This window comes from Streptomyces sp. NPDC036822, assembly GCF_055609145.1.
The window spans coordinates 752152-767300 of the sequence record NZ_JBVJPY010000001.1 but is presented as its reverse complement, the minus strand read 5'-3'; the positions used below and the strand labels follow the sequence as shown (position 1 = coordinate 767300).

The 15149-nt window shown below is 71.6% G+C and carries 15 protein-coding genes; 11 read left to right on the top strand and 4 right to left on the bottom strand.

Going from position 1 to position 15149, the window contains the following annotated elements; genetic code table 11:
* Window positions 1–122: 122 nt before the first annotated feature.
* Complete coding sequence (locus ACZ68P_RS03565; protein WP_471001935.1) at window positions 123–1460, bottom strand: MFS transporter; 1338 nt, start codon at window positions 1458–1460, stop codon at window positions 123–125.
* Window positions 1461–1708: 248 nt separating this feature from the next.
* Here ACZ68P_RS03565 and ACZ68P_RS03560 point away from each other — a divergent pair, with 248 nt between their 5' ends.
* From ACZ68P_RS03560 to ACZ68P_RS03540, 5 genes are all read left to right on the top strand, one after another.
* Complete coding sequence (locus ACZ68P_RS03560) at window positions 1709–2821, top strand: PfkB family carbohydrate kinase (RefSeq protein WP_471001932.1); 1113 nt, start codon at window positions 1709–1711, stop codon at window positions 2819–2821.
* Between the two features lie 221 nt (window positions 2822–3042).
* Entirely contained in the window at window positions 3043–4065 is a 1023-nt protein-coding gene (locus ACZ68P_RS03555) for a PhoH family protein (protein WP_471001929.1), read from the top strand.
* A 12-nt stretch (window positions 4066–4077) separates the two neighbouring features.
* On the top strand, window positions 4078–4575 hold the full coding sequence (ybeY, locus tag ACZ68P_RS03550) for an rRNA maturation RNase YbeY (RefSeq protein ID WP_471001926.1): 498 nt from the start codon (window positions 4078–4080) through the stop codon (window positions 4573–4575).
* Window positions 4576–4591: 16 nt separating this feature from the next.
* The gene (locus tag ACZ68P_RS03545; RefSeq protein WP_471001922.1) at window positions 4592–5878 is read left to right on the top strand and encodes a hemolysin family protein; all 1287 of its coding nucleotides are present in this window, start codon (window positions 4592–4594) and stop codon (window positions 5876–5878) included.
* Entirely contained in the window at window positions 5875–6228 is a 354-nt protein-coding gene (locus ACZ68P_RS03540) for an MmcQ/YjbR family DNA-binding protein (RefSeq protein ID WP_365719358.1), read from the top strand. Before ACZ68P_RS03545 ends, ACZ68P_RS03540 begins: the two co-directional genes overlap by 4 nt.
* Before the next feature lie 16 nt (window positions 6229–6244).
* Here the strand turns inward: ACZ68P_RS03540 and ACZ68P_RS03535 are convergent, their stop codons facing one another.
* Window positions 6245–7648: an MFS transporter gene (locus ACZ68P_RS03535; RefSeq protein WP_471001919.1), complete on the bottom strand. Its 1404-nt coding sequence runs from the start codon at window positions 7646–7648 to the stop codon at window positions 6245–6247.
* A 157-nt stretch (window positions 7649–7805) separates the two neighbouring features.
* Between ACZ68P_RS03535 and ACZ68P_RS03530 the strand changes: the two genes are divergently transcribed.
* The 5 genes from ACZ68P_RS03530 to era all read left to right on the top strand — a co-directional run bounded on the left by ACZ68P_RS03530 (window position 7806) and on the right by era (window position 11405).
* Window positions 7806–8627 (top strand): helix-turn-helix transcriptional regulator, encoded by an 822-nt coding sequence (locus tag ACZ68P_RS03530; RefSeq protein WP_471002439.1) that lies wholly within the window; start codon window positions 7806–7808, stop codon window positions 8625–8627.
* A gap of 164 nt (window positions 8628–8791) precedes the next feature.
* Entirely contained in the window at window positions 8792–9514 is a 723-nt protein-coding gene (locus ACZ68P_RS03525) for a hypothetical protein (RefSeq protein WP_471001916.1), read from the top strand.
* Window positions 9515–9541: 27 nt separating this feature from the next.
* A complete protein-coding gene (locus ACZ68P_RS03520) occupies window positions 9542–9904 on the top strand; it encodes a cytidine deaminase (protein WP_471001913.1) in 363 nt (120 codons plus the stop codon).
* A 376-nt stretch (window positions 9905–10280) separates the two neighbouring features.
* On the top strand, window positions 10281–10433 hold the full coding sequence (locus ACZ68P_RS03515) for a hypothetical protein (RefSeq protein WP_471001910.1): 153 nt from the start codon (window positions 10281–10283) through the stop codon (window positions 10431–10433).
* A 21-nt stretch (window positions 10434–10454) separates the two neighbouring features.
* A complete protein-coding gene (gene era, locus ACZ68P_RS03510) occupies window positions 10455–11405 on the top strand; it encodes a GTPase Era (protein ID WP_471001907.1) in 951 nt (316 codons plus the stop codon).
* A gap of 37 nt (window positions 11406–11442) precedes the next feature.
* On the opposite strand, the gene ACZ68P_RS03505 is transcribed toward era, so the two are convergent.
* Complete coding sequence (locus ACZ68P_RS03505) at window positions 11443–11706, bottom strand: protealysin inhibitor emfourin (RefSeq protein WP_471001902.1); 264 nt, start codon at window positions 11704–11706, stop codon at window positions 11443–11445.
* A gap of 87 nt (window positions 11707–11793) precedes the next feature.
* Entirely contained in the window at window positions 11794–12888 is a 1095-nt protein-coding gene (locus tag ACZ68P_RS03500) for a M4 family metallopeptidase (RefSeq protein WP_471001897.1), read from the bottom strand.
* Between the two features lie 324 nt (window positions 12889–13212).
* On the opposite strand from ACZ68P_RS03500, the gene leuA reads away from it, so the two are divergent.
* Entirely contained in the window at window positions 13213–14970 is a 1758-nt protein-coding gene (gene leuA / locus ACZ68P_RS03495; protein WP_471001894.1) for a 2-isopropylmalate synthase, read from the top strand.
* The last annotated feature ends 179 nt before the right edge of the window (window positions 14971–15149 follow it).

The following is a 15149-nucleotide window of genomic DNA, read 5'->3' as shown; positions in this document are numbered from 1 at the left end:
TGACCTGGAGGAGTACGGGACGGCGCGCTGCGGTTGCGGTACGTCCCGTTCACCACCCGGATGACCCCTATCCCATCTCGTCACACAAAGGGCCCGGGGCCGCGGTGTCGAGCGGGCCGCCGCTATCCCCGGTCGTCGGGGCGGGCCAGGCGGAAGGAGCGCTGGACGGCCCGGCGGGCGGTCGGCACGGGCAGCTCCGCGATCTCCTGCTCCGGGGCGCCGATCTGGGGCAGCAGGCCGGTGGAGGCGCTCGTGGTGCCCGCGACCACCGCCGCCGGGGCGCCGCCGCGGCGGCGGACGGAGCCCGGCACCAGCGGCCGGCCCGAGGTGTGCAGGGCGACGGCCGTCATCGGGGCCGCGACCAGGAGGAGCACGACGCACAGCACGAGGCCCATGCCGGGGTACCCGGCCGCCTCCGACAGGACACTGCCGACGACCGGCCCGCAGGCCACGCCCAGCGAGGACGCGGAGCCGACCAGCACCGCCCACCGGCCGCGCGGGTCCAGGGAGGCGGCCAGGCCTAGCAGGTAGGAAAGGACCACCGGGTAGAAGAGGTTCCACAGGACCTCGCCGGTCGCGAAGGCGGGCAGGCTCCCCGCCGCCGAACTCAGCAGGACGCAGCAGGCGATGACCGCCGTACCGGCCCCGATCGGCACGGCCCGGCCGAGGCGCGCGCCGAGCGCGCCGGCCGCGGTGACCCCGAGCAGACCGGCACCGAGCGCCACGGCGAAGACGGCACCGACGGTGACCTCGCTCAGTCCGGCCTGGGTCAGCCCGATCCGGCCGCTCACGCCCCACAGCGCGTTCTGCGCCATCGACCACAGGACGATCCCGGCGGCCAGCACCATGCCCGAGCGCCGGTGGGGCAGCGGGGCGGAGACCGGATCGGTCACCGTCACCGCCCTGCGCGCACCGCCCCGCCGTGGCCCAGCCGCCAGACCCGCCGTCAGCGGCCAGACCAGCAGCGCCGCCAGGGCGATGGAGGCGAAGGGCAGCGCGTGACCGCCGCCGAGGTGCGGCAGCGTCAGGTAGAGCGCGCCCGCCGTCGCCGAGACCGACAGGAGGCCCAGCGTCGAGGCGCGGTGCGGGTCCCGTCGTGCGGCGATCCCGGTCGCGGCCACCGCCGTCGCCGTACCGGAGCCGAAGCCGCCGACGACCGCGCCACCGACGACGAGAGGGACGCTCGCGCTCAGCGCGGCCGTGCCGTAGCCGACGCCCATGGCCAGCAGGCCGATCCGCGCCGCACGGCGCGGGCCGATCCGTTCCACGCGCGCGGCGAGCGTGAAACCGGCGGACGCGGATGCGAGCAGGAGGACCGACCCCACCAGACCCGCCTGGGCGGGGGTGAGGCCGAGGCCGGCGGAGAGCCGGCCGACGACGGTCGGCAGGAGGTACGGGGCGAGGTAACCGGCCGTGAACAGGGCGACGAGAGGCCCCAGGGCGCGCGGGCGCGACAACATGGGCGTTCCAGAAGAGGAAGAAGAGGGGGTGGAGCGCCCGGTGTTGCACGGGATCGCGGAACTATGTAACCAAGTGACCGAGGCCGGGGAGAAGCCGGGACCACTCTCCCGATGTGTGATCTGAGACACAATGTGTTTGGTGTCGGTTCCTACGGGTAGAAGCGCCCGCTTCCTGGCTCTGTCAACCTCCGCCACCCCACCCCCATCAGGCACACTGAGGTGATCCGCACCACGACCGGGGAGCCGCCGTGACCACACCAAGGGGAGACCAGCAACACGACGCCGGGGTCGACCCGTTGGTGCGCCTGCGGGAAGCCACCGACCCGGACTGCGACGTCTTCCTCACCGGCACCGTCTTCCTCGACATCATCTTCACCGGCCTGGACAGCGCCCCCGTGCGCGGCACCGAGTCCTGGGCCCGGGGCATGGGCTCCAGCCCCGGCGGGGTCGCCAACATGGCCACCGCGCTCGCCCGGCTCGGCCTGCGCACCTCGCTCGCCGCGGCCTTCGGTGACGACCACTACGGCGAGTACTGCTGGGACGCCCTGGAGCAGGGCGAGGGCATCGACCTCTCGCTCTCCCGCACCGTCCCCGGCTGGCACTCCCCGGTCACCGTCTCCATGGCGTACGAGGACGAGCGCACGATGGTCTCCCACGGCCACGAGGCCCCGCCGCTGGACGGCGCCCTGCCCGCCTATCCGCCCCACGCGCGCGCCGCCGTCGCCTCCCTCGTCCCGGGGCGCGCCGAGGAGTGGGTCGCCCAGGCCGCCCGCGGCGGGGCCAAGGTCTTCGCCGACGTCGGCTGGGACGAGACCGGCCGCTGGAACCTCGACGGGCTGACCGACCTGGAGCACTGCGAGGCGTTCCTGCCCAACGCCCAGGAGGCGATGCGCTACACCCGCACCGACTGCCCGCGGGCCGCCGCCCGGGCGCTCGCCGACAAGGTCCGTTACGCCGTGGTCACGCTGGGTGCCGAGGGTGCCTACGCGGTCGACGGGGCCACCGGCGAGACCGCCGAGGTCCCGGCCATCCAGGTCTCCGCCCTCGACCCCACCGGCGCCGGGGACGTCTTCGTGGCCGGCTTCGTCACCGGAACGCTCGCCGGCTGGACGCTCGCGGACCGGCTGGCCTTCGCCGGCCTGACGGCCGCCCTGTCGGTCCAGGAGTTCGGCGGCTCGCTCTCCGCCCCCGGCTGGGGCGAGGTCGCCGCCTGGTGGCAGCACGTCCAGGGCCACGCCTGCCAGGACCCCGAGGCCCTGCGTGGCCGCTACGCCTTCCTGGAACGGCTGCTCCCGGCCGCCTCCCGGCCCTGGCCCCTGCGCCGGGCGGTCCCCACGATCGGCTTCCGCCGCGGCTCCTGAACCCGCGCCCCGCCAGGCCCCCGCCGCGCCGGGGTCCGCGTCTGCGCCTGGCCCCGCCGCGCCTGACCCGTGCCCGCGCCGGGCCCGCCCAGGCGCCGGTCGCACGGCCTGTGGAAAAGACTTCGGACTTGTCACCGCCAAGTCGTAGGCTTGGTGTCCAGAGGTTGTCGAGCGGCGAGAACCCTGCAACGGGAGGTATGTGCAGGCCACAGTGCCGGCCCATGACTCAGACACCCACAGCCCGCAATGGCGCACCGGGCGAGACCCGCGCCCACTTCACCGTCCCCGCCAAGCATCCGATGGTGACCGTCCTCGGCTCCGGTGACGCACTTCTGCGCGTGATCGAGAAGGCCTTCCCCAAGACGGACATCCACGTCCGGGGCAACCAGGTCAGCGCGGTCGGCGAGGCGGCGGAAGTCGCGCTGATCCAGCGCCTGTTCGACGAGATGATGCTGGTGCTCCGCACCGGGCAGCCGATGACGGAGGACGCAGTGGAACGCTCGATCGCCATGCTCAGGGCGAGCGAGAACGGCAAGACGGAGGCAGGCCAGGAGACCCCGGCCGAGGTGCTCACGCAGAACATCCTCTCCAGCCGCGGACGCACCATCCGCCCCAAGACCCTCAACCAGAAGCGCTATGTCGACGCCATCGACAAGCACACGGTCGTCTTCGGCATCGGCCCGGCCGGCACCGGCAAGACGTACCTGGCCATGGCCAAGGCGGTCCAGGCCCTGCAGTCCAAGCAGGTCACCCGGATCATCCTGACCCGGCCGGCGGTCGAGGCGGGCGAACGTCTCGGCTTCCTGCCGGGCACGCTCTACGAGAAGATCGACCCGTATCTGCGGCCGCTGTACGACGCGCTGCACGACATGCTCGACCCCGACTCGATCCCGAAGCTGATGGCCGCGGGCACGATCGAGGTCGCCCCGCTGGCGTACATGCGCGGTCGCACGCTCAACGACGCGTTCATCATCCTCGACGAGGCGCAGAACACCAGCCCCGAGCAGATGAAGATGTTCCTGACGAGGCTCGGCTTCGACTCGAAGATCGTCATCACCGGCGACATCACCCAGGTCGACCTGCCCGGCGGCACCAAGAGCGGTCTGCGCCAGGTCCAGGAGATCCTGGAAGGCCTGGACGACGTCCACTTCTCCCGGCTCACGTCCCACGATGTCGTACGGCACAAGCTCGTCGGCCGTATCGTCGACGCGTACGAGCAGTACGACAGCCGCAACGGGAAGTAGACCAGCCGCACCATGTCGATCGACGTCAACAACGAGTCCGGAACCGAGGTCGACGAGCAGGCGATCCTCGACATCGCCCGCTACGCCCTCGCCCGGATGCGCATCCACCCGCTCTCCGAGCTCTCGGTGATCGTCGTGGACGAAGAGGCCATGGAGCAGCTGCACATCCAGTGGATGGACCTCCCCGGCCCGACGGACGTCATGTCCTTCCCGATGGACGAGCTGCGCCCGCCGTCGAAGGACACCGAGGAGCCCCCGCAGGGGCTCCTCGGCGACATCGTGCTCTGCCCCGAGGTCGCCAAGAAGCAGGGCGAGGAGGCGCCGACCCGGCACTCCATGGACGAGGAGCTCCAGCTGCTGACCGTCCACGGCGTGCTGCACCTCCTCGGCTACGACCACGAGGAGCCCGACGAGAAGGCCGAGATGTTCGGCCTGCAGGCGGCCATCGTCGACGGCTGGCGCGCGGAGAAGGGCCACACCGGCCCGTCCCCCGCCCCGACCGTCTCCTGACGGCGCGCGGCACCCGATGAACGCATCGCTGATCCTCGGCGCGGTCGCCCTGGTCATCGTCGCCTGGCTCGCCGCCTGCGCCGAGGCCGGGATCGCCCGCGTCTCCAGCTTCCGCGCCGCCGAGGCCGTACGGTCCGGGCGGCGCGGCGCCGACAAGCTCACCGAAGTCGCCGCCGACCCCACGCGCTACCTCAACGTCGCGCTGCTCGTCCGCGTCTCCTGCGAGATGGCGGCCGGCGTCCTCGTCACGTACGCCTGCCTGGAGGAGTTCTCCCGCACCTGGGAGGCGCTGCTCATCGCCATAGGGGTGATGGTCCTCGTCTCGTACGTCGCCGTCGGCGTCTCGCCCCGCACCATCGGCCGCCAGCACCCGCTGAACACGGCGACAGCCGCCGCGTACGTCCTGCTGCCGCTGGCCAGGATCATGGGCCCGATCCCGCAGCTCCTCATCCTCATCGGCAACGCCCTCACCCCCGGCAAGGGGTTCCGCAAGGGCCCCTTCGCCTCCGAGGCGGAGCTGCGGGCCATGGTCGACCTCGCCGAGCAGGAGTCGCTGATCGAGGACGACGAGCGCCGTATGGTGCACTCCGTGTTCGAGCTCGGCGACACGCTCGTCCGCGAGGTGATGGTGCCGCGGACCGACCTGATCTGCATCGAGCGGTTCAAGACCGTCCGCCAGGCCCTCACGCTGGCCCTGCGCTCCGGCTTCTCCCGCATCCCCGTCACCGGCGAGAACGAGGACGACATCGTCGGCATCGTGTATCTGAAGGACCTGGTCCGCAAGACGCACATCAACCGGGACGCCGAGGCCGACCTGGTCTCGACGGCGATGCGGGCGGCCGCGTTCGTCCCCGACACCAAGAACGCCGGCGACCTGCTGCGGGAGATGCAGCAGGAGCGCAACCACGTCGCCGTCGTCATCGACGAGTACGGCGGCACGGCCGGGATCGTCACCATCGAGGACATCCTGGAGGAGATCGTCGGCGAGATCACCGACGAGTACGACCGTGAGCTGCCGCCGGTCGAGGAGCTGGGCGACGAGCGTTACCGCGTCACGGCCCGCCTCGACATCGGCGACCTCGGCGAGCTGTACGGCCTCGGCGCCGACGAGTACGACGACGAGGACGTGGAGACCGTCGGCGGCCTCCTCGCCAAGGCGCTGGGCCGGGTGCCGATCGCCGGTGCCAAGGCGGCCGTGAAGCTGCCGGACGGGCGCTCGCTGCGGCTGACGGCCGAGTCCCCCGCCGGCCGCCGGAACAAGATCGTCACCGTCCTGGTGGAACCGGAGGGGACGCCGGAGTGACCCCCGACGAGCTGCGCGCCTTCTGCCTGGACTTCAACGACGCGACGGAGGAGTTCCCCTTCACCCCGGAGACCTCCGTCTTCAAGGTCGCCGGAAAGATGTTCGCGCTCTCGGCGCTGGACGCGGAGCCGCTCCGGATCAATCTCAAGTGCGAACCGGAGGAGGCGGAACGCCTCCGGGAGGAGCACCCGGCCGTCGCCCCCGGCTACCACATGAACAAGCGGCACTGGAACACGGTGACCGTCGGCGGACTCCCGGACCGCATGGTCCGGGAGCTCATCGAGGACTCCTACGACCTGGTGGTCGCCGGCCTCCCCAAGGCGGTACGCCTCCGCCTGGACCGCCCCTGAGAACACCGGGCCGGCCCTAGCCGCGCTTGCGCAGGCCCGCGGCCACCACCAGGGCCGTCACCAGGACGACCGCCGCGTCGACGGCCAGGACGGTGCGGACACCGCCGTAGAGGTCCCCTCCGGTGGTCGCGAGGACCCCGAGCAGCGGGATGCCGACGGTGAGGCCGACCTGCTGGGTCGTCGTCACCAGACCGGTGGCCAGGCCCTGCTCGGAGTCGGGGACGCCGGAGGTGACGGTCAGGCCGTACGAGATGATCGCACCGAGGTGGCACATGGACGCCAGCGAGACCGCGACGGTCGCCAGGACCACGCCCGACGTGGCGCCGACGCCGAGGAGCGCCGCCGTGAGCAGGCCCTGCCCGGCGAGGGAGGCGACCAGGGTGCGGCGGGCGCCGAGCCGGCCGATCACCTTCGGGGCGAGGGTGCCGGCCAGGACCGACAGCGCGCCCTGCACGCCGAAGACCAGCCCGGTGGCGAAGGCGGAGAGCCCCAGCGTCTCCTGGAGGTGGAGCGTCAGGACGAAGACGACGGTCGACATCATCGAGAAGGTGATCAGACCGCCGAGATTGCCGAAGGCGACCGTCCTACGCCCCAGCATCGCCAGCGAGACCAGCGGAGCGGGGTGCCGCGACTCGACCACCGCGAAGACCACGAGCAGCAGCACGCCCACGACCAGGGCGGCCACGACGTCCACCCCGCCGAAACCGCGCTCGGCCGCCGTCGACAGGGCGTAGATCAGGGCGAACAGGCCGCCGGTGACGGTCACCGCGCCCGGCACGTCGAGGCGCGGCCGCTCGGGGTTGCGCGACTCCGGCAGCAGGACCGTCGCGAGCGGCAGCACCACCACGGCGAAGAGCGCGAGCAACGCCATCGTGGAGCGCCAGCCGAGCGTGTCGGTCATGACCCCGCCGAGGAGCATGCCCACGGTGAAGCCCAGGGAGAGCAGGGTGCCGGAGATGCCGAGCGCCCGGTCCCGCAGCGGCCCTTCGGGGAAGGTGGTCGTCAGCAGCGACATGCCGGCCGGGACGATCGCCGCCGCTCCCAGCCCCTGCAGAGCGCGGGCCGTGAGGAAGGAGCCCGGCCCCCAGGCGAAGGTGGCGAGCAGCGACGCCGCTCCGAAGAGCACCAGGCCGCCGAGGAACAGCCTCCGGCGCCCGTGGAGGTCGCCGATCCGCCCGAAGAGCAGCAGGAACCCTCCCGCGGGCAGGGCGAAGGCGGTGACCGCCCACTGGAGGGCCGAGTGCCCGAGGCCGAGGTCCGCGCCGAGCACCGGCAGCGCCACGTTCAGGACGGAGAAGTCGAGCGCCACCATGAACTGGGCGGCGCACAGGACGAAGAGGATGAGCCGGGAGCGGCTGGTCAGGACCGGGGGAGCGGTGGGTCCGGCCGCAGAGGTCGGGGGAGAGGTCAGGGTTGCCATGTCCTCACCTTCGGCGCACGGGAACAACGCCGGGGAGCGGGAACTTATCCTGTTGGCCGTACCACCAGGCATCCCGGGGGAGGAAGCAGACGTGGCCACTGCGGTGGAGAGGACCGACGCAAAGGCGCGGCGACTCGCCGAACTGCGCGGGTTCCTGATGAGCCGTCGGGCTCGGGTCAGCCCGGCGGAAGCGGGTCTTCCGGAGGGTGGTGCCCGGCGTCGCACGCCCGGTCTGCGCCGCGAGGAGGTCGCCGTCCTGGCGGGGGTGGGCGTCTCCTGGTACCAGTGGCTCGAACAGGGCCGGGACATCACCGTCTCCCCGCAGGTCCTCGACTCCGTCGCCCGGGTCCTGCGGCTCAGCCCGGCCGAGCGCCGCCACCTGTACGTCCTGGCCTCGCTCAACCCGCCCGCCCCGGAGGTGGACCCGGCGGCCCGGGACATCTGCCAGGGGCTGAAGCGGCTCATCGACGCGTGGATGCCGTTCCCGGCGCACATCATGGACGCCTACTGGAACACGGTGATGTACAACGACGCCGCGGCGATCGTGCTCGGCATGCGGCCGGAGAGCTCCCAGAACTGCCTCGTCGCCTTCTTCACCGACCCGCTCTACCGGTCCCGGGTGAACAGTTGGGCCCAACTCGCTCCCCGGGTCGTCGCCCAGTACCGGGCCGCCTGTTCGGACCGCCCGGAGGACGACGGCTTCCGCGCGGTGATCGAGGAGGCCCGGGAGGCGAGCCCGGAGTTCGCCGCGCTGTGGGAGCGGCGGGACGTCATGCCGGGCGGCCAGGTCCGCAAGGAGCTGGAACACCCGCTGGTCGGCACCCTGGTCGTCGAGTCCACCCAGCTCAGGGTCCCGGCCCGGCCTGACCTGGTGATCGTGATGCACACCCCGCTGGCGGAGGCGGACACGGAGGCGAAGCTGGAGTGGCTGGTCTCCCCGGAGGGCCGGCGCGGGGCGATGTTCCCGGTGGCGGGCTGAACGGAGCGGTCCGGGGCGGCCGCTATCCGGGAGGGCCGGGGGGCGGTACCTGCTCACGGGACCGTCACAGTCGGCGTATATCCTCCTCAAGATCCGGCCGCTCCCCCTCCCATCGGTGCCGGTTTCTCCCAACTCACTCGCACCCACTAGGGGTTCCGTTCACCATGCGCACTCGCATCCGCCACGGCCTGGCGGCCGCTCTCACCGTCTCCGCGCTCTCCCTGGTCGCCGCGTGCGGCGGCTCGGACGGCGGCAAGGACGGCGGCAAGGACAAGGCCGCCGACAAGCCCGCCGAGCAGACCACGTCGGCTGCCCCGGCGGCCGCCTCGCCGCTGACGTCCGCGCAGATGAAGGCCGCGGTCCTGGAGTTGAAGGACCTGCCGTCGGGCTGGAAGACCACCAAGCACGAGGAGTCCTCGGCCGTCTACAAGGTCGACAAGCCCGAGTGCGAGCCGCTCGCCCCCATGCTGGGCGGCGACATCGCCGGCGCCACGAAGGGTGCGAGCGCCGACTTCGCCGTGGGCAACAACGACTCCGAGATCTCCGAAGAGGTCGTGACCTTCGCGGATGCCGGCGCCGCGGACTACATCAAGAAGCTGGGCACCGCTCTGGACGCCTGCCCCACCTTCACCGCCGACGTCGACGGCAGCAAGATGAAGGTGGCCGTCAAGAAGATCACCGCCCCGCAGGGGGCCGAGGAGGCGCTCGCCCTGCAGATGTCGACGGAGGTCGCGCCCGGCATCACGATCGAGCCGAACATCGTCCTCGTTCGCCAGGGCGCCGGTGTGATGCGCTTCCTGCACCTCGCCGACGCCGCGGGGAAGAAGGACTTCGACGCGCTCGCCAAGGTCGCCACCGACAAGTTCGTCAAGGGCGCCCAGAGCTGACCCCGTGCCCCGGCCTATCCTCGGGGCATGACACTCAACCGCGAGCACGGCGATCTCGGCGCCGAGGACCTCAAGATCATCACGCTGGCGCGCAGCGCCCGCGCCCGCAACGGTGTGCCGGAGGGCGCGGCGGTACGAGACGAGACCGGCCGCACCTACGTGGCGGGGACCGTGGCCCTGGAGTCGCTCAAGCTGAGCGCGTTGCAGACCGCGGTCGCCATGGCCGTGGCCAGCGGGGCCCGGTCGCTGGAGGCCGCCGCCGTCGTCTCGAACGCCGACGCCGCCTCCGACGCGGACCGCGCGGCGGTACGGGACCTCGGCGGGCCCGAGACCCCGGTCCTGCTCGCCGGTCCGGACGGGCAGCTGCGCGTGGCGGTCACGGCCGGCTGAGGCCGCAGGGCCCCGACGTGTCGACCCGAAGGACTGCCCGGAGGGCCGACCCGACGGACCGGCCCGAAGGACTCGCGGACGGCTGCGGACGAGCTTCCGGGGCCACAAGGCTCACCGGCGGCGACGACGCGCCGCAGGGGCCCGGCGTCACACCGGGCCCCTTTTCGCGCGCCGGCGAGGAATCACCGGACAATTCTCCCTGCACAACCGGGGCAACGTCACCCTCGACCCGAAGGTCGTCCTGCGCGCCGAGGGCCTAATCGGCCGCACCCTCCTCGACCGCGACCTCGCGGGGATCCCCGCCGAGCTGCTGCCCCGGCAGAAGATCCGCCTGACGGAGCGGTGGAGGGGATCACCGCGGTTCGACTGGGGTGACGTGACCCTGACGGCCACGGCGAAGGACGTACGGGAGACGGCGCGCGTACCCTTCCTGGCGCTGCCGTGGCTCGCCGCGGCGACCGTCCTCGCCGGGGGAGCGGCGGCGCTGATCGGCCTGCGGCTGCGACGCCGACGGGCTCCGCGTACGTGACGAGGTCCCGCATCGGGGAGAATGGCCTCCATGAGCGCTCGTAACCCAGAAACCGAAGCCGTCCACCGGGCCGGCTTCGCCTGCTTCGTAGGCCGCCCCAACGCGGGCAAGTCCACTCTCACGAACGCTCTGGTCGGCCAGAAGGTGGCGATCACCTCCAACCGGCCCCAGACCACCCGGCACACCGTCCGCGGCATCGTGCACCGCCCCGAGGCGCAGCTGATCCTGGTGGACACGCCGGGCCTGCACAAGCCGCGCACGCTCCTCGGGGAACGCCTGAACGACGTCGTGCGCACGACGTGGGCGGAGGTCGACGTGATCGGCTTCTGCCTGCCCGCCGACCAGAAGCTCGGCCCCGGCGACCGCTTCATCGCCAAGGAGCTGGCCGGGATCAAGAAGACCCCGAAGGTCGCGATCGTCACCAAGACCGACCTGGTCGACTCCAAGACCCTCGCCGAGCAGCTCATCGCCATCGACCAGCTCTCCAAGGAGCTGGGCTTCGAGTGGCAGGAGATCGTCCCGGTCTCCGCCGTCGGCGACCAGCAGGTCCAGCTTGTCGCCGACCTGCTGATCCCGCTGCTGCCCGAATCCCCGCCGCTCTACCCGGAGGGCGACCTCACGGACGAGCCGGAGCAGGTGATGGTCGCGGAGCTGATCCGCGAGGCCGCGCTCGAAGGCGTGCGCGACGAGCTGCCGCACTCGATCGCCGTGGTGGTCGAGGAGATGATCCCGCGCGAGAACCGCCCGGCGGACCGTCCGCTGCTCGACATCCACGCCAACGTCTACATCGAGCGTCCCAGCCAGAAGGGCATCATCATCGGCCCGAAGGGCAGTCGGCTGAAGGAGGTCGGCATGAAGTCCCGCAAGCACATCGAGGCGCTGCTCGGGACGCCGGTCTTCCTCGACCTCCACGTCAAGGTCGCCAAGGACTGGCAGCGGGACCCGAAGCAGCTGCGCAAGCTCGGCTTCTAGGAAGCCCCGGCGCGAGAAGGAGCGGGGCGGGAGGGTGTCAGGCGCCCTCCTTCAGGACCCTCCTGATCAGGGCCCGCTGCGCCTCGGTCACCCGGGGGTCCCCGCAGCGGACCGTCTCGCCGTCGATCGTGATCTCGTACGAGAAGCCGTCCGGCACCCCCCGGCCGTCGTCCGCGCCCTCCTGGAGGACCGTGACGGCCAGGGTGTGCCACTCCACGGCGTCGGACAGGGCCGAGGTGTCCACCTCGGCCGAACGCTCGATGCCGGCGAAGCCGCCGGTGCGCCGCACTCGAATCCGCATGCGTCCTGTCTACCAGCCCGTCCGCCGCCTCCCGGCCCGTCCGACGGACGTCAGCCGCCGGGACGGCAGCCCCGCCCCGTCCGGGCGTCAGTCCGTCGGGACGCCCACGGCCGCCCACGCCTTCAGGACGGCCTGGATCTCCGGCCCGTCGCCGTACCTCGCCTTCGCCGCCTTCGCCGTGGCCCGCGCGAACTCGGTGAACCGCGTCTCGGGGGTGAGCGACGCGCTTGTCATCACGTCGTACCAGATCTGCCCCGGCCGCTCCCAGGCGTGGCCGCCGAGCTCCACGGCCGTCAGGTAGAAGGCGTGGTTGGGGATGCCGGAGTTGATGTGCACCCCGCCGTTGTCCTGGCTGGTGCGGACGTAGTCGTCCATGTGGCCCGGCTGCGGGTCCTTGCCGAGGACGTCGTCGTCGTACGCCGTGCCCGGCGCCTTCATCGAGCGCAGCGCGGTTCCCTGGACGTCCGGGTGGAACAGCCCCGCCCCGATCAGCCAGTCGGCCTCCGTGGCGCTCTGGTCGAGCGTGTACTGCTTGACCAGCGAGCCGAAGACGTCCGAGACCGACTCGTTGAGCGCGCCGGACTGGCCGAAGTACTCCAGATTGGCGGTGTACTGCGTGAAGCCGTGGGTCAGTTCGTGGCCGATGACGTCCACGGGAAGGGTGAAGTCGAGGAAGATCTCGTCGTCCCCGTCCCCGAAGACCATCTGCTCGCCGTTCCAGAACGCGTTGCCGTAGTTCTCGTCGTAGTGGACCGTCGCCCGGAGCGGCAGGCCGGCGCCGTCCATCGAGTCCCGGCCGAAGGCGTCGAGGAAGAGACCGAAGGTGGCGCCGAGCCCGGCGTAGGCGCGGTTGACCGTGGCGTCGGCGGTCGCCTCGTCCCCCTCGCCCCGCACCTCCACGCCCGGCAGCGCGGTCCGGCGCCGCGCGTCGAACACGGTGCGCCGCGGGCGGGCCTCGGCCGCTCGGGAGGCGGGTTCGGCGGGCGCGGTGGGCGTCGTGGTGGTGAGGGAGGCGGTGAGTCCGCGGCCGGTCCGGTGGCGGGCGTCCGCCATCAGGGTGTGGCGGGCGGTGGCCGCGACCGCCGGGTTCTCGCTGCGGGCCAGCTTCTCCAGAAGGTGCGGAGGCACGATCGAGCAGAAGACGGGGCGGTGCTGCGCGTGGATGCGCGCGGGGGAGGTCATGCCAGGCAATGTCGCACTCCGTGACCCCACTGTCACGAGCTGAGACGATGATTGGCGAAATGGGATGATGGTCACTCTTTGGGCTTGACGCCCCGACCGTCCCGCATACTGAAACGGGACGTCCGCCTCCACCGTCCTGAGCTAGGCTGCGGCACATCATGCGTTTCGGGCTGCTTCTCCTTAGCTGCCGCGGCGAGGGCCTGTAGTCGTAGGCCGACCCCCTCCCCGCGGGACCTGGTGTTGCGTTCAGAACAGTCGGCCTCCCCCGAGCTCTCAGAAGCAGGGGGGACCCCCACTCCCGCTGGACCCGAGGAGCCCTACGCGATGTCCCAGCCCGTTGGCCGCCCCACGCCCGTCACCAACGCCACCCGTATGCAGAAGCCGTCCGGGATGCCGATCCACAAGTACGGCCAGTACGAAGCCGTGCACATCCCCGACCGCACCTGGCCCGAGCGGCGGATCACCCAGGCCCCCCGCTGGCTGTCCACGGACCTGCGCGATGGCAACCAGGCCCTGATCGACCCGATGTCCCCGGCCCGCAAGCGCGAGATGTTCGACCTGCTGGTACGCATGGGCTACAAGGAGATCGAGGTCGGCTTCCCGTCCTCCGGCGAGACCGACTTCGCCTTCGTGCGCTCCATCATCGAAGAGGGCGCGATCCCGGACGACGTGACCATCTCCGTCCTGACCCAGGCCCGCGAGGACCTGATCGAGCGGACCGTGGAGTCACTGGTCGGCGCCAAGCGCGCCACCGTCCACCTGTACAACGCCACCGCGCCCACCTTTCGCCGGGTCGTCTTCCGCGGCTCGAAGGAGCAGATCAAGCAGATCGCCGTCGACGGCACGCGCCTGGTCATGGAGTACGCCGACAAGCTGCTGGGCGACGAGACGATCTTCGGCTACCAGTACAGCCCGGAGATCTTCACCGACACCGAGCTGGACTTCGCCCTGGAGGTCTGCGAGGCGGTCTGCGACGTCTGGCAGCCCGAGGAGGGCCGCGAGATCATCCTGAACCTGCCCGCCACCGTGGAGCGTTCGACGCCGTCCACGCACGCGGACCGGTTCGAGTGGATGTCGCGGAACCTGACGCGCCGCGAGTACATCTGTCTGTCCGTGCACCCCCACAACGACCGCGGTACGGCGGTGGCGGCCGCCGAACTGGCGATCATGGCCGGCGCCGACCGCATCGAGGGCTGCCTGTTCGGCCAGGGCGAGCGCACCGGCAACGTCGACCTGGTGACCCTGGGCATGAACCTGTTCTCGCAGGGCGTGGACCCGCAGATCGACTTCTCGCAGATCGACGAGATCCGCCGCACGTCCGAGTACTGCAACCAGATGGAGGTCCACCCGCGCCACCCCTACGCGGGCGACCTGGTCTACACCGCCTTCTCCGGCTCCCACCAGGACGCCATCAAGAAGGGCTTCGACGCCATGGAGGCCGACGCGGCCGCCGCGGGCAAGACGGTCGACGACATCGAGTGGGCCGTTCCCTACCTGCCCATCGACCCCAAGGACGTCGGCCGCTCCTACGAGGCCGTGATCCGGGTCAACTCGCAGTCCGGCAAGGGCGGCATCGCGTACGTCCTGAAGAACGACCACAAGCTGGACCTGCCGCGCCGGATGCAGATCGAGTTCTCGAAGATCATCCAGCAGAAGACGGACACCGAGGGCGGCGAGATCACCCCGGCCGCGATCTGGTCGGTCTTCCAGGACGAGTACCTGCCGAACCCGGACAACGCCTGGGGCCGCATCCAGCTGCGCTCCGGCCAGACCACCTCCGACACGGACGGCACCGACACCCTGACCGTCGAGGCGGTCGTGGACGGCGCCGAGACCGTCCTGAGCGGCTCCGGCAACGGCCCGATCTCGGCCTTCTTCGCCGCCCTGCAGTCGATCGGCGTGGACGCCCGGCTGCTGGACTACCAGGAGCACACGATGAGCGAGGGCGCCTCCGCGCAGGCCGCCTCGTACATCGAGTGCGCCATCGACGGCAAGGTCCTGTGGGGCATCGGCATCGACGCCAACACCACCCGCGCCTCCCTGAAGGCGGTCATCTCGGCCGTCAACCGCGCCGCGCGCTGACCCTCGTACGGGCATCGGCCCACCGATCGATTCCGGCCAAGGGTTTTTCGCGTCGCACCCCGTCCCGGCCGTCCCGACCGGCCCGGAGGCCGGGCGGGTGGCCGGGAAGCCGTCGGTGGAGCCGCCTGTTTCGGGGTCCGCACGCCTCCTCGGGGCGGGCGGAGCCCGTGGTGCGTCTC

Bases quoted from the DNA above. Each gene is read 5' to 3' on its own strand.
- ACZ68P_RS03565 (WP_471001935.1), bottom strand. From the start codon at position 1,460: ATGTTGTCGCGCCCGCGCGCCCTGGGGCCTCTCGTCGCCCTGTTCACG.
- ACZ68P_RS03555 (WP_471001929.1), top strand. From the start codon at position 3,043: ATGACTCAGACACCCACAGCCCGCAATGGCGCACCGGGCGAGACCCGC.
- ybeY (WP_471001926.1), top strand. From the start codon at position 4,078: ATGTCGATCGACGTCAACAACGAGTCCGGAACCGAGGTCGACGAGCAG.
- ACZ68P_RS03545 (WP_471001922.1), top strand. From the start codon at position 4,592: ATGAACGCATCGCTGATCCTCGGCGCGGTCGCCCTGGTCATCGTCGCC.
- ACZ68P_RS03535 (WP_471001919.1), bottom strand. From the start codon at position 7,648: ATGGCAACCCTGACCTCTCCCCCGACCTCTGCGGCCGGACCCACCGCT.
- ACZ68P_RS03530 (WP_471002439.1), top strand. From the start codon at position 7,806: ATGAGCCGTCGGGCTCGGGTCAGCCCGGCGGAAGCGGGTCTTCCGGAG.
- ACZ68P_RS03525 (WP_471001916.1), top strand. From the start codon at position 8,792: ATGCGCACTCGCATCCGCCACGGCCTGGCGGCCGCTCTCACCGTCTCC.
- ACZ68P_RS03520 (WP_471001913.1), top strand. From the start codon at position 9,542: ATGACACTCAACCGCGAGCACGGCGATCTCGGCGCCGAGGACCTCAAG.
- era (WP_471001907.1), top strand. From the start codon at position 10,455: ATGGCCTCCATGAGCGCTCGTAACCCAGAAACCGAAGCCGTCCACCGG.
- ACZ68P_RS03505 (WP_471001902.1), bottom strand. From the start codon at position 11,706: ATGCGGATTCGAGTGCGGCGCACCGGCGGCTTCGCCGGCATCGAGCGT.
- ACZ68P_RS03500 (WP_471001897.1), bottom strand. From the start codon at position 12,888: ATGACCTCCCCCGCGCGCATCCACGCGCAGCACCGCCCCGTCTTCTGC.
- leuA (WP_471001894.1), top strand. From the start codon at position 13,213: ATGTCCCAGCCCGTTGGCCGCCCCACGCCCGTCACCAACGCCACCCGT.